Genomic DNA, 12,437 nt, shown 5'->3' with positions numbered 1-12,437 from the left:
GGCGAACAGAGGAACTCCATTGCAAGCCACTTTTCTGAATCGGCAGGCACTTCATCTGCGTCCCGATCCCGCGCGCGTGATCGTGCGCCCGTTCAAGCCGGCGACCGAACCGCGCGATCTCAATCCGACCGACAAGACGCGCGCCAACCATATCGTCGAGCGCGTTCTTGCGCTCGACGCGAAGACAGCAGCGAGCCAACTGGCGGACGTGCTGGAGAACTTCCAGGGCCGGCACCCCAACCTCCTGAAGACGTTTGAACTCCGGGCCGACGAAATGGAAGAGGCGCTTACGGCGCACGGCACTTTCTCCGAAGTCCAGCGCCAGCTCATCGGCGCCTATTTCTTGCATGAGTATTCGTTCGAAGCATCGGCGCTGTTCAATCCCAGCATCGTTCCGCACCCCGACCAGTCGGGAGCCCCGCCAGGCAGCCTGCGCTTCATTCTCAGCCTCCGTGCCGTCGGAGAAGGACATGTGTCGTCTCTGACGTTTCGCGCTGGCACCATCGCGGCCGACGGCAGCATTACGGTCGATCCGACGGCCCGGCTCGCCTCGAGTCCCAGGATCGGATATCGGGCACCCGGACCGATCGGCGACGAAGTTGAGGTAATCTTCAGGCCGGAGCAGGATATCAGCGAACGCGTTATCTTTCCGGTTACGGAATCCCAGTCCAACGGCATCGAAGACGCCCGCTTCGTCGAATTCAGCGATGGCGGACGGACGTCCTATTATGCAACCTATACCGCCTACAAGGGCACGGCGATCCGATCGGAATTGATCGAGACAAGTGACTTCCTATCATTTCGCATGTCACCCCTGCATGGTGCCGCCGCTCGCAACAAGGGCATGGCGCTGTTCCCGCGCAGGATCGACGACAAGTACGCTATGATCGCGCGACAGGATAACGAGAACCTCTATCTGGTCTATTCTGACGACTTGTACAGGTGGGAAGGCGGTCAGGCGATCCTGAAGCCGCAGTTTCCCTGGGAGTTTGTGCAGATCGGCAACTGCGGATCACCGATCGAACTGCAGGAAGGCTGGCTGCTGTTGACGCACGGTGTCGGCCCGGTCCGGAAATATTCGATTGGCGCCGTGCTGCTCGACAAGCGCGCCCCGTCCAGGATGCTGGCGCGTTCGAGCGAGCCATTGTTGCGGCCCGAACCAGGCGAACGCGAAGGATACGTTCCCAACGTGGTCTATACCTGCGGGGCGATGACCCACAACGATCAACTCATTCTGCCGTACGCCGTATCGGACACTTTCTCCAATTTCGCGACCATCAAGATTTCTGCGCTGCTGCAGTCGATGTCCTGAATCCGAAATCGCACGGTTTGACCTGCGCGCTCAAAGAAGCGCCCCAAAGAGAGGTCCAAGGAGACGCGCATGGCTCGCGAAACAAGCTACTTCGTCCAGGCGTTCAACGCCGGCCGGGGAGGATTCCTGAAAGCCGATGCTCCGATCGCCTGCAAGACGGCAAGGGGCGCACTGCAGACGGCAGAGAGACTGGCGGTAAGCAAGCTCGGCGTCATTGCCTTCTCATCCACCGGCGATCCCGAGATGGGTGACTATGACGACGAGCCAACCGTCATCTTTCGCAAGGGCGAGCTTCCATCCGCATTCGACTGAGGTCGATCGCGCGCGCCGAAAAAGCCGGTGACTTGGACGGCCACGCGTGCTCGGGGCACAGCTACCGACGGCTGTGGTGGCTCAAGAGTCCGGAATTAGGACGCACAACGTCGCGGAATAATGCCTGGCGGCATTGTGTCAGTCCGGACATTGCAATCCTCCGGTAGCTATCTGTCTGCACTGAGTGTGCCAAGGTTCACGCTCGCCCCGTTGCTCTCGAATGGACGTTGGAACCAATTTCACGGGACAAACCTGGTAAGAGGTGACCGGATGCCGTCCCCCTCGGTATCCGATGAATGACGGCCCCAGTTCTTCCCCTGCTGGGGCCGTTGTTTACCGGACCAGCAATATCCCCTGGCTCCGTCAATCGATCTGAATACGGACTTACGCCGCCGGCGAAGTCAGAGAAGCGATCGGCACATCGAATGCGTATACGAAGCCGGTCGGCTCGTAGGTCAACCGCACGTCGCCCTTGAGCTGCTTGCCCAGCGTCTCTATCAGCCTCGTGCCGAAGCTGCGCTTTTCTGGAGGGTGCACTGCCGGACCGTTTTTCTCGGTCCATGCAAGGTGCAAACGCTGTGTCTGTGGATCCAGCGCCCAGGCGATGTCGACGTGTCCCTCCGGGACCGACAGGGCGCCAAACTTCGTGGTGTTCGTGCAAAGCTCGTTAAGCGTCATCGCGACGGCGATGACGGCACCCGGCGTCATCCGGATGTCTGGTCCCGAAATCGAGAATTTCGGCACATCCGGACTGTCAAAGGCTTCGGTGGCTCCGCGGACGACGGTGCCAAGATCTGCGCTGGTCCATCTTGCCTGTAGAAGGAGATCGTGCGCTCGTCCGAGCGCCAGCAGCCGGCCTCCGATCGTGTGCTGCGCGTGTTCCGCTCCCTGCAAAGTGCGCAGGCTCTGGGAGACGATGGCTCCCACGGTCGCGAGCGTGTTCTTGATGCGGTGGTGCAGCTCTTCAAGGATCAGCCTCTGCAGCTTGTCGGACGCCTCGCGCTCCCGGGCCTTGATGCCGGCGTTGGCAAGCAGACTGCGGGTATTGATCTCGGCCTGCGCAAGCAGAAGCCGCAGGCTGACATTCTCCGCCGCCAGAAAGTCCTGGTGCGGTTCTGCGCCGCTCCCGGCGCGCTGGTCTGTATGGAGATCGTCTTCAGTCATCCCCAATTGTATCACTCTGAGTTGGTTGCCGCACCGATCTTCGGGGGGTCTGACGACGCCATCAGACGATGTTGCCGGCATCGACGTGAAGGCTGCCGTCGTCAGGTCTGGCCGATCATGCTCTGCATCTGGGCTATCATTTGCCTGGCGTCGAGTGGCTTGCCGAAAAACTTGCTGCAGGCAGGCAGATCGCTGTTCGACGGGTTCAATTTTCCCGACACCACAATGATCTTGATCGACGGCCAACGTTCATGCACGGCACGTGCAAGTCCCAGGCCGTCCATGCTGCCGGGCATCTGGATGTCGGTGCACATCAGCGCGATGTCGGACCTGGATTCCATGATCGCGATGGCTTCGTCGGCATCCAGGGCTTCAACCGGCGTGTAGCCGGCGTCTTCCACCATTTCGACTGCGCGCATGCGGAGCATCATCTCGTCCTCGACGATGAGTACGACGGCTGGAACGCATGAAAGATCGAGCACCATCGGATGGGCGTCCACGAGAACGGCTATCGACTCGGACAGGCGGTCGATCAGGGACAAGCATCTCGGCGCACATATGATCCAAGCCAGAGCGCTCTTTTCCTGAATACGCGAGCCAATCACGATGCGTGAACGGTGGATCGGGAAGGAAGTCGCGCTAAACGGCCGTCATTGTGCCGGCGCGCGCCGCTCTTGCTGAAGAAATGCTCGTGCCTTTCAGCGGCATTTTGCAAGTTGCCTTATTCATCGCCTCCGCTGATCTCCCGGCGGGCTTCATCCAGGGCGGCCACCGCTCTGGCGTCCAACTCCTTAACCAACGATGGCCGCGTTCTTTCGTCGAGGCGAACGAGCTGTCTGCCTGAGCCGATTGTCTCGACCCGCCGAAGTGGACTACCATTGAATGAGCATCGCGGCGGCGATCAGCACCAAAAAAAGCTCGGCAGCAATACCGGGGGCACCAGCCACTCGCGAACACTGAACTTGTAGAGATTGAACATATCGGCCGCCTTTTGGTCGCGGCGGGAGCGCAATGCTCTCAGTCACCGATGACAGCCGGGGAAGCGCGCGGTGATATGGAAGATATAGTGACACGTCGCCGAATAACGAGGTTGAAACTTATTTGTCGGGCTGGATCGAGCAGGGTTGTAATCCGATTCCGGCGTAGCCATTTATACTTGACCGCAACCGGATCGCTTCAGTCACACTCCCGCTGCGCGTGCTTTCGCCACGCCCGATCTTGTGGCCGTCGAATATGCCTCGGTGCGGGTCTGCAAACGGGCAGGGCGCCTCGTACACCGACAAGCTGATCGGTCACAGCCACATGATTGAGTTTCCAAATCACAGTCGTTCATATGATCGAACGCGGCATGCCGTGCGATTTTGGGGACACGATAGCGCGATAGAGGCATCGTTTTTCATAGACGAAGGCGCATTGAGGCGCCTCCAACCGGATGCCCATCCTGACGAGTCGGGTCTTCTGAACGCTTTCGATTCCAACCGTGATCGAATATGCGCCGCCGCTGCCAAGGTCTACGTTCGCGGAAGCAGAGGTTCTTACGATCTGGTCGCCGCTAATTTTTGAGCGTGGGGAGGTGTGGCCAAGTTTAGTTAGGGCACTCAAATATTTCAGATTACGACGGAACGAACGATCTTTGGAGTTCTTGGTCCTCAGCAATCGGTGATCTTATCTCCGAAAGCCTAGCCTATTGACCGGTCGACATTTTGCTCAATGCCCAGCGGTAGGTGTCAAGCGGCCTCAGATGCCACCCGCTCTGAGGTCGTTTCTCTGGCGCTCTTTGATCGACCGCGCGCCGTTCGGCAAACAATGGATTCACGAAAACAAGTTCGACGGTTACCGCGTTCAGAACCACATCGCCAATCTCGCGGCGATGGTGCTCACGCGGCGCGGAAGGACTGGACCGACCGGAAGATCGCCAGCAGCCGAGCCGGGCTGCTCCAATTCGGAGACTATCGATGTAGCCACACTAGAAGCGCGCCACTCAAGACGATTGGCGACACGCCAAAGCCATTGCACCCCAAAACAAGGCGTCCTTGAAAACATCGAGGTTGCGATGCATGGCAGTTCCTTTCCGCCTGACTCGCTTAGTCAAGGATCAGGACCGAAGCGCTCGCTGGCTGTAACCATCATCAACATTCTCGGCACCGTCGATGTCGTGGCGGCGGCGGCGGGAGCACTCGCTGGTCACACCTGTTCAGGACACCGTGGTGTTACGGACGTTTATCGTCGCTTTGTGCATCGACTGCTGGGTCGATACGCGTTAGTTCTATGGGTTGTCCATCTTCGAATATATTTCCGATCAGCCCGGCCCTCGTGGCCGGGCTTTTCGTTCTAGGAGCATCGCGGCGGCCCGCTTGAACCTAGTGTGCTCAGCCCCGGGGCGAGGAAAGCCACTCGTCCACCTGGGAGGCCGTATCGGCTTGTTGGGCTCTGCGGATAAGGCGCTCGCGTTTGATGCGCGGCAGAGTACCCGTCGCTTGTTGGCGCAAGCGAACAGCCGCTTGTGCCGGTCTAGTTTGATGCGTTTCAGATTGTTGAATACGACGATGCCTATGCATGCGCTGCTCCATCCCTTCGGGATTGGCGGGAGCGCGACCGGCGTTCTCATCACCGATGTTTGCCACGGTACCGGGCGGTGACATGGTGATTGTGCGCCCTAAATCCGGGACATGCCACAAAATAAGCCAAGGCGTGGAAGGGAATCGACCCGAAACGCCCCCGAGAGCGGGTAGGCCGCGCCATGTCCAGGGGGTAGCGGGGCCGATGCGAACTGCTGAAGTCCGATGCGGCACGATGGGCCCTATAGCTCATTGCGACCTTGATACTCCCGACGGCCGCAAAAATCGCTCTAGCGAGGCACAGCGTTACAAAGGTCCAATCGCGTTTCTTCATGTCGATCGCGGATCCCGCGTTGGGCGGATAGGCGTCGTTGGCGATCCTTTTGAAGCGGCGGGTCCAGTCGTTGCCGCGGCGAGAAGACCTTGCCGGTAGACCGCGTGGTTTTGGCCAATCCACAGAATCACTTCGCCTTCGTTGCCTAACTTATCGTTCTTACCCTCTACAAGATCGCGCAGTAGATGCAGTCTTGGATTGTTGAGCGGCTTTCCAAGTCCACGGAAGCAGATCGGCGACTTGGCTGGCGCGATGATCAGGAAGCCGCGACAGCACGTCGGCTAGCCAAGGTTGCGGATCAACATCATTCATTTTGCAGGTCTCGATGTATAGATGGCGGCTGTGCGATCACCGCCAGCGTCAGAGCCGGCAAAAGTCTCCGATCGCGATGCGACGCAAGGCACGTTCGGTTGCGTTGTTTGACAAGCAGCCACGACCGTCGTCGAGGAAGCGGGTGAACGCTGTCCAGCGGTTGAGAAGGTAGTTGATCGCCTTGGCGGTATCGTTCTTGGTGGAGAGTAACGCTCGCTGCTGGCGCATCCAGGTTTCTAACTCGGAAAAGCGGACCTGACGCTGGGCAGCAATCCGCAGGCGTTGAGATTGGCCAGAGGCCTTTGCTTCAAACTCCCGAACAACTGGCTAAACTCAGCGACGAATTCTCCTGATTGCTTACTCGCTCGAATTGGACAGAACTGCAATTTCGGTTCGGGCGCGCATATCGCGCTGTAAAATAGAGAAAAACTGGCGACCCGACACGATTCGAACGTGTGACCTTTGCCTTCGGAGGGCGACGGTGACTCTACAGCCGTCAAACGCTGAATAATACTTTCAATCCATCGCGAGTTCGGGCGTGAGCGCGAGATAGGCCGGGGACGAATCGAGCGTCCATCGCCCCGCAATGCGGTCAAATGGCGAGCGCTGCAGGGGCTGAACCTCGCCGCGCGAGAGACGCGCTCCCAGTATTCACCGAGTGCTCGGCGCGCGCCTTCCGCCTGCCCCTGTACCCACCCATCGGCGAGCACCGCCGCATTCATGGCGCCCGCCCACGTGCCAGAGATTGCTGCGATATGAAACCAGTATTCCTCGAGAAAGCGGTCGAGCACCCCCAGATGAATGCGCCGTGCGAGCCGCCGCCTTGAAGGGCGAGATCGATCAATACAGGGTGCCAGTCCATCGGTCTCGCCTGGTTCGGTCGCTGGTGATCGCGCAAATGTCTGTAGACTTCGGGGCGCATCGACACCGCTAGTAGGGTCTGAACGCTTAAGTTTGATCGTATCAACACACCTTAAAGCTTTCCACCGGCCGATCTGGAAAAATGTAAGATTGAGCGATTGACCCGGAGGCCAATACGGCGCTCAATCCCGAGCTTCCCAAGCTGTGTCGCGGCTCAGGCTGGGCAATCGAATAGGCGTCATTGCCTTCGTCAGTGTTGGTCGAATCTGGCCGCCTTAAACTTTATTCGTCTCGCCGTCGTGCCCTTGCGGGAAGACCTGATCGGAGAGAGGGTCTCACCGGATACGCAACGATATGCTTGAAATTGCAGGTTTGCACGGCGACGGCCCTGCGGTCGGAGGGACCATGAGCCAGGCTCGTCATTGGGAGAAATCTAAAAATCCACACTAGGGAGGTGCGATGATGCGTTACGACTTGCGAATAGCCAAGGCGGCAACTTCCATTCTTGCGATCAGATGATTACCACCGTGTCTGGCGGAACGGTGTTGGCGGCGCCGCTTAATCCCGCCGGCATCGGCGAATACGCCGCAAAATCTTCCGACATCATCGAAGCGCGCGCAGGAGGACGGCGCGGCGGCGCGGCGTTGGGCCGCGTGGCGGGGCCGTCGTTCATCGCGGCGGCGCCGCGGTTGGGCCGCGGGGCGGCGTGTATCGCGGTCGTACGGCCGTCGTCGGACCACGCGGCAACGCCGCGGTTCGCGGTAGAACCGTCGTGCGAGGCGGCGGATGGACTCGACCAGGGTGGTATCGATGGCCCCGGGGAGGCGCGATTGCGGCCGGAGCAGCAATCGGTTTTGTGACGGCTGCGACCGCAGCTGCCTGGGCCGGCGCCGCGCCCGCGACCGGCATGTGCTGGTACTATACCGACCCGTCCCGCACCCAGGGCTTTTGGGACTATTGCCCATAACGGCGGCAGGCACAGGGATCATTGAACCCGAGCCGGGTGACCACGCAAACAAGCGTTGCCGCCCGACTGATACGAGGGAGAAAGGCACGGCCCTGGATCGCTTCGCGCTCGCATCCTGATCGCGAGCAGGAGGCGAGACCCGCGCAAACGGCCTCCATCTTCATCTTCGCGCGGATGAAGTCCTCCAAGACGCCCGGCCAAAAAGGCAGAGCGATCCGCCAACGGCGGCGGTGGGCGGAGAGCGTTGATGGATGGCAGCGTCAACCGCTAGTCTTCCAAGCGGGCCGAGTGGACGGTCAAAATAATTCGGCTATGATATGAAAAGTCCTTTGCGCGGAGCTTGGTTGTGAACTCCGGTCAGAAAGCGCTTGCGATAGCCACGGGACTGATCCTGCTTCTAGGCCTGTGCAATTGCTCGGAAAAGCAGAGCGAGTCTGCCGAGCAGTCGGTTCGCGGCCTTCGCGCCTACAAGGTCGCTACGACGGCGGAGAGCCGTTTGCGCCACTTCCCAAGCATCCTGCAGCCCGCCGATGTCAGCCGTCTGTCCTTCGAAATCGCCGGACAGCTCAGGGCCGTAACGCTGGAAGCTGGCCAAAAAGTCCAATTGGGAGACGTGTTGGCAGAGATCGACCCGCGATCGCTGCAGACACAGGTCGACCAGGCGAGCGCCGGCGCAAGGCAGGCTCAGGCTCAGTTGGACAATGCCGATGCGGAATTTCAGCGCCAGGATCAGCTTCTGAAGAGAGCTGTTACGACACAAGCCAACTTCGATCGCGCCAACGCAGCACTCCTGACTGCCAAAGCGCAGCTCGACCAGGCACAACGTCAACTGGATCTGGCAACTCACAATCTTGATCGCAGCAAGCTGCTGGCTCCCTTCAGCGGCACAATTGCCGGCGTCGAGGTGAAATCGTTTGCCCAGGTGGCGGCAGGTCAATCGATCGTTACGCTGTATAGCGACGACAGCTTCGAGATGGACTTCCTGGTGCCGTCAGGAACGTTCCAGACGCTCACGGTTGGACAGCCGGTCGCAGTCAAGGTCGCCGACAGGCCCGATCTTTCCCTCAAGGGGGAGATCAAGGAGCTGGGCTCGAAGGCCCAACAAGTGTCGGCATTTCCCGTCGTGGTCAGGCTCAAGAACAGCGCGCCGGGCCTTAATGCCGGTATGTCGGTCGAGGTAACGATAGAAGAGCCGCTGATCGGTGGCAGCGCAAGCGGCTTCTTGCTGCCGCTTACCGTGCTTGTTCCGGAGGGCGGCAACGATCTGCGGGGTGTCGCGACCGTATTCCTCTATGACGCGGCGGGCTCGACGGTCAAAAAGCGCCAAATCACCGTTGGCGGCATTCGCGACAATCGCCTTGTCGTTACGGAGGGACTCGGTGTCGGTGACATCGTGGCATCGGCCGGAGTGTCCTATTTGACTGATGGTGAGAAAGTGAAGCTTCTTCCGCTCCAGGAGTAGCGCTTTTGAATTTTCTGACCCGGTTCGGCCTGGCGCGCTCGCGCTTCACTATCACCATCATGATAGGCCTGCTGGCGGCTGGTTTTGCGCTGTATCCTGATTTCCCCAAACGCGAAGATCCGGTCGTGGTGATTCGAACGGCGGTGGTGTCCGCGCTGTTTCCGGGGATGGCCCCCGAACGCATGGAAAATCTGGTCGCCGTTCCGATCGAGAGAAAGATCAGGGAGCTTGCCGAGGTCAAGGATATCCGCTCGCTGGTGATCGAGGGATCGCTGATCGTCTACGTCGACCTCGAGGACGAAGTCGGTGACGTCAACGCGGCATGGCAGCGCCTGCGCGACAAGATGACCGACGTCAAGATCGAGCTGCCGGACAACACCATCGGCCCCTTCGTCAACAGCGACTTCGGCGACGTCGCGATTGCGACAATTGCAATCACGGCCGAGGGCTTTACGCAGCGCGAGATGAAGGATGTCGCGGACGATTTCCGCAAGAAGCTCTATCTGGTTCGCGGGGTGGCCAAAGTTGAAGTGCTGGGGGTTCAGGACGAACGGGTCTGGCTTGAGATCGATACCAGCAAGCTCGCGGCCGTGGGCGCCCAGGTGACCACCCTTGTCAAGGATTTGCAGACACAGAACGTCATCCTGCCGGCCGGGAATATCGTAGCCGACGGCACTCGAATCCTGCTGGAGGCTTCCGGCGATTTTCCAAATGTGCGCGCCATCGAAACCATGTTGACCCGGGTTGGCACAACCGAGAATCTGGTGCGGCTATCCGACGTCGTCTCGGTGCGCCGGGACTACGTTTCGCCGAAGGTAAAACCGATCTTTTTCAATGGTCGGCCCGCCGTCGCGCTCAGCATCGTGATGCAACCGGATCAGGACGTCACCCAACTCGGGAAAAAACTTCGCGCCTTTGCGCGCAACTATCGGGACAAGCTGCCGATCGGGTACGAAATCGATTTCGCGGCCTATCAGGCCGAACAGGTCAGCGCCGCAGTCAACTCGGCGCTCTCGAGCGTGGCCCAGACGTTCCTCGTCGTCGGCGCCATCGTCATCATCTTCCTCGGGCTGCGGGTCGGATTGATCGCAGCGATGATCGTTCCCTTTGCCGTGATGTTCTCGCTCATCGGGATGCGCGTGCTCGGCATCGCGCTTGAGCAGGTTTCGATCGCGGCAATCATCATTGCGCTTGGCCTCCTGGTCGACAATGGTGTCGTCATCGTCGAAGACATCATTAGTCGTGTCGGACGGGGCATGCCGCCGACGGACGCCGCGCTGGCATCGGGGCAGCAATATGCTTTTCCACTCCTGGTCTCGTCGGTCACGACGGTCGCCGCATTTCTTCCGCTCTTCCTGCTTCCGGGAGCGGTGGGCGAATACGGCTTTTCACTCGGTGCTGTCGTCGCGGTCACGCTGGGCGGCTCATGGATTGCCGCGCTTTATATTCTTCCTGCCCTGACGGTCTGGTTCATGGGCGCGAGAATCCATACTAGCAGTGAAGGCAATCCCGAGTCGGGCCTTCATAAGGCCTATGGCGCGGTGCTGCGCGTGGTGCTTCGCGCCTCTCCGGTCGTGTTGGGAATCTGCGGTGTGCTGGTCGTGCTTTCCGTCATGCAGTTCGGCCGGATCCCCAAGCAGATGTTTCCGCTCAGCGAACGTAACCAGTTCCTGATCTACATGAATATGCCTGACGGCACCGACATATCGGAGGCCGAAAACAGCGCCTTGAAGATTTCCCGGTGGCTTGCGGACCCGCAAGAAAACCCGGAGATCGCGAGCCACATCCTTTATGTCGGCGATGGCGGGCCGCGGTTCTATCTGTCATTGACGCCGGTGCCGGCGGACCCAGGCACGGCCTTTTTTCTGGTCAACACCAAGGACTATCAAGGTGCCGTTCGCGCTGCGGATCGTGGATGGAAGTATCTATTCCAAAGTCATCCCGAAGCGCGATTCAAGATCAAGCGGCTGGCGATGGGGGCGGTGGAAGCTGGCATCGTCGACGTGGAAATATCCGGGCCGGATGCAGATCGCCTTCTCGCGCTGAGCGCGCAGGTGCGGTCGCTATTCCGCAACGCTCCAGGGATTCGAGATAATGATGACGATTGGGGCAACAAGGTCATCAAGGTCATTGTCGACGTCAATCAGGACCGCATCCGGCAGCTCGGGTTGACGTCTGAAGAAATTACCCAGCAGTTGAGAACATATTTCACGGGAACATCGGTTTCGGTCTATCGCGAGGGCGATAACTCCATCCCGATCGTCTTCCGGGCGGGCGCGGAGACACACAGAAGCATCGAGGGGCTGACCAGCGCCACCTTCGCGCACAATGGAAGCCTTATTCCGCTCGCCCAGGTCGCGACATTGCGCATGGGTTTTGACTTTTCGAGAATTCGCCGGAAGAACCAGGAGAGGACGGTCATCGCCACCGGCCGCAGCGCGACGCTGACGGCCGGTGAGCTTCTGGCCTCTATCCAGCCCGGCCTGAACAAGCTCGATCTCGGCGGCGGCTACCAAGTCGTTATCGGCGGCGAGATCGAAAAAAGCGCCGAGACCAATCAAAGACTCAGCAAATGGCTTCCGGCTGCCCTGGTGGTCATGGTGTTTGCGATCATCCTGCAATTCAATTCATTCCGTCGCACGCTGCTGACGTTCGTGACGATCCCGTTGATTTTCGTCGGGATACCCTGGGCGCTTCTGGCGACCGAACAGCCGCTGTCGTTCTTCGGAACGCTCGGGATCATCAGCCTTGCGGGCATCATCATCAACAACGCGATCGTGCTGATCGACCAGATTGATATTGAGCGCGAGACGCTGGACCTGGAGGAGGCCGTGGTCGCGGCGTCCAAAAAGCGGTTGCGTCCGATCCTTCTGACCTCGGCGACCACCGTTCTCGGGTTGATGCCTATGGCGATCTTCGGTGGAGCGCTTTGGACGCCGATGGCAGTGTTGATGATGTCTGGGCTTGCCGTGGCGTCGATGCTGACGCTGTTGTTCGTTCCTGCCGGGTACTTGTTGCTGTTCGGTTTCGGCGGAAAGCCCGGCCACGCCATCGATCACGCGGGACGCTGATCCGGGCGGAGAGGGTGTCGGGCATGAGTTCACGGGCCGGAGTCGCTCGCTGCTCAGTATCGCGAAATCGGTTCCTACCGGGCG

Annotated in this window: 8 protein-coding genes and 2 pseudogenes; 6 read left to right on the top strand and 4 right to left on the bottom strand. The window is 59.7% G+C overall.

Annotated elements, in window-relative coordinates:
* Nucleotides 1-19: 19 nt before the first annotated feature.
* Together ACZIRK_RS05525 and ACZIRK_RS05520 are read left to right on the top strand one after the other, a co-directional pair.
* On the top strand, nt 20-1,312 hold the full coding sequence (locus ACZIRK_RS05525; RefSeq protein WP_463327054.1) for a glycoside hydrolase family 130 protein: 1,293 nt from the start codon (nt 20-22) through the stop codon (nt 1,310-1,312).
* A gap of 69 nt (nt 1,313-1,381) precedes the next feature.
* Nucleotides 1,382-1,624: a hypothetical protein gene (locus tag ACZIRK_RS05520; RefSeq protein WP_130227902.1), complete on the top strand. Its 243-nt coding sequence runs from the start codon at nt 1,382-1,384 to the stop codon at nt 1,622-1,624.
* 384 nt (nt 1,625-2,008) lie between these two features.
* Here ACZIRK_RS05520 and ACZIRK_RS05515 read toward each other — a convergent pair whose 3' ends face one another.
* Complete coding sequence (locus tag ACZIRK_RS05515) at nt 2,009-2,788, bottom strand: sensor histidine kinase (protein ID WP_130227914.1); 780 nt, start codon at nt 2,786-2,788, stop codon at nt 2,009-2,011.
* Between the two features lie 101 nt (nt 2,789-2,889).
* A complete protein-coding gene (locus ACZIRK_RS05510; RefSeq protein WP_130227915.1) occupies nt 2,890-3,273 on the bottom strand; it encodes a response regulator in 384 nt (127 codons plus the stop codon).
* A gap of 748 nt (nt 3,274-4,021) precedes the next feature.
* Here ACZIRK_RS05510 and ACZIRK_RS05505 point away from each other — a divergent pair.
* Nucleotides 4,022-4,351: a DUF1488 family protein gene (locus ACZIRK_RS05505; protein WP_463327053.1), complete on the top strand. Its 330-nt coding sequence runs from the start codon at nt 4,022-4,024 to the stop codon at nt 4,349-4,351.
* Nucleotides 4,352-5,839: 1,488 nt separating this feature from the next.
* Here ACZIRK_RS05505 and ACZIRK_RS05500 read toward each other — a convergent pair.
* Together ACZIRK_RS05500 and ACZIRK_RS05495 are read right to left on the bottom strand one after the other, a co-directional pair.
* Nucleotides 5,840-6,307: pseudogene (locus ACZIRK_RS05500) on the bottom strand (IS66 family transposase); the annotation flags it as partial.
* Nucleotides 6,308-6,538: 231 nt separating this feature from the next.
* A pseudogene (locus ACZIRK_RS05495) lies at nt 6,539-6,854 on the bottom strand (patatin-like phospholipase family protein); the annotation flags it as partial.
* A 514-nt stretch (nt 6,855-7,368) separates the two neighbouring features.
* Between ACZIRK_RS05495 and ACZIRK_RS05490 the strand changes: the two are divergent.
* The 3 genes from ACZIRK_RS05490 to ACZIRK_RS05480 all read left to right on the top strand — a co-directional run bounded on the left by ACZIRK_RS05490 (nt 7,369) and on the right by ACZIRK_RS05480 (nt 12,353).
* On the top strand, nt 7,369-7,713 hold the full coding sequence (locus ACZIRK_RS05490; RefSeq protein WP_165435369.1) for a hypothetical protein: 345 nt from the start codon (nt 7,369-7,371) through the stop codon (nt 7,711-7,713).
* 453 nt (nt 7,714-8,166) lie between these two features.
* Complete coding sequence (locus ACZIRK_RS05485; RefSeq protein WP_463327052.1) at nt 8,167-9,282, top strand: efflux RND transporter periplasmic adaptor subunit; 1,116 nt, start codon at nt 8,167-8,169, stop codon at nt 9,280-9,282.
* Nucleotides 9,283-9,287: 5 nt separating this feature from the next.
* Nucleotides 9,288-12,353, top strand: coding sequence for an efflux RND transporter permease subunit (locus ACZIRK_RS05480; RefSeq protein WP_463327051.1), 3,066 nt, complete (start codon nt 9,288-9,290; stop codon nt 12,351-12,353).
* Nucleotides 12,354-12,437 lie beyond the last annotated feature (84 nt).

The organism is Bradyrhizobium sp. Leo114 (genome assembly GCF_055229415.2).
Note: the sequence above shows the minus strand (reverse complement) of the source record. Positions and strands in the feature narration are given on the sequence as shown.

What these genes read in the sequence shown, in the direction of transcription:
- ACZIRK_RS05520 (WP_130227902.1), top strand. Translation starts at nt 1,382, where the DNA reads ATGGCTCGCGAAACAAGCTACTTCGTCCAGGCGTTCAACGCCGGCCGG.
- ACZIRK_RS05515 (WP_130227914.1), bottom strand. Translation starts at nt 2,788, where the DNA reads ATGACTGAAGACGATCTCCATACAGACCAGCGCGCCGGGAGCGGCGCA.
- ACZIRK_RS05510 (WP_130227915.1), bottom strand. Translation starts at nt 3,273, where the DNA reads ATGGTGCTCGATCTTTCATGCGTTCCAGCCGTCGTACTCATCGTCGAG.
- ACZIRK_RS05505 (WP_463327053.1), top strand. Translation starts at nt 4,022, where the DNA reads ATGCCTCGGTGCGGGTCTGCAAACGGGCAGGGCGCCTCGTACACCGAC.
- ACZIRK_RS05490 (WP_165435369.1), top strand. Translation starts at nt 7,369, where the DNA reads ATGATTACCACCGTGTCTGGCGGAACGGTGTTGGCGGCGCCGCTTAAT.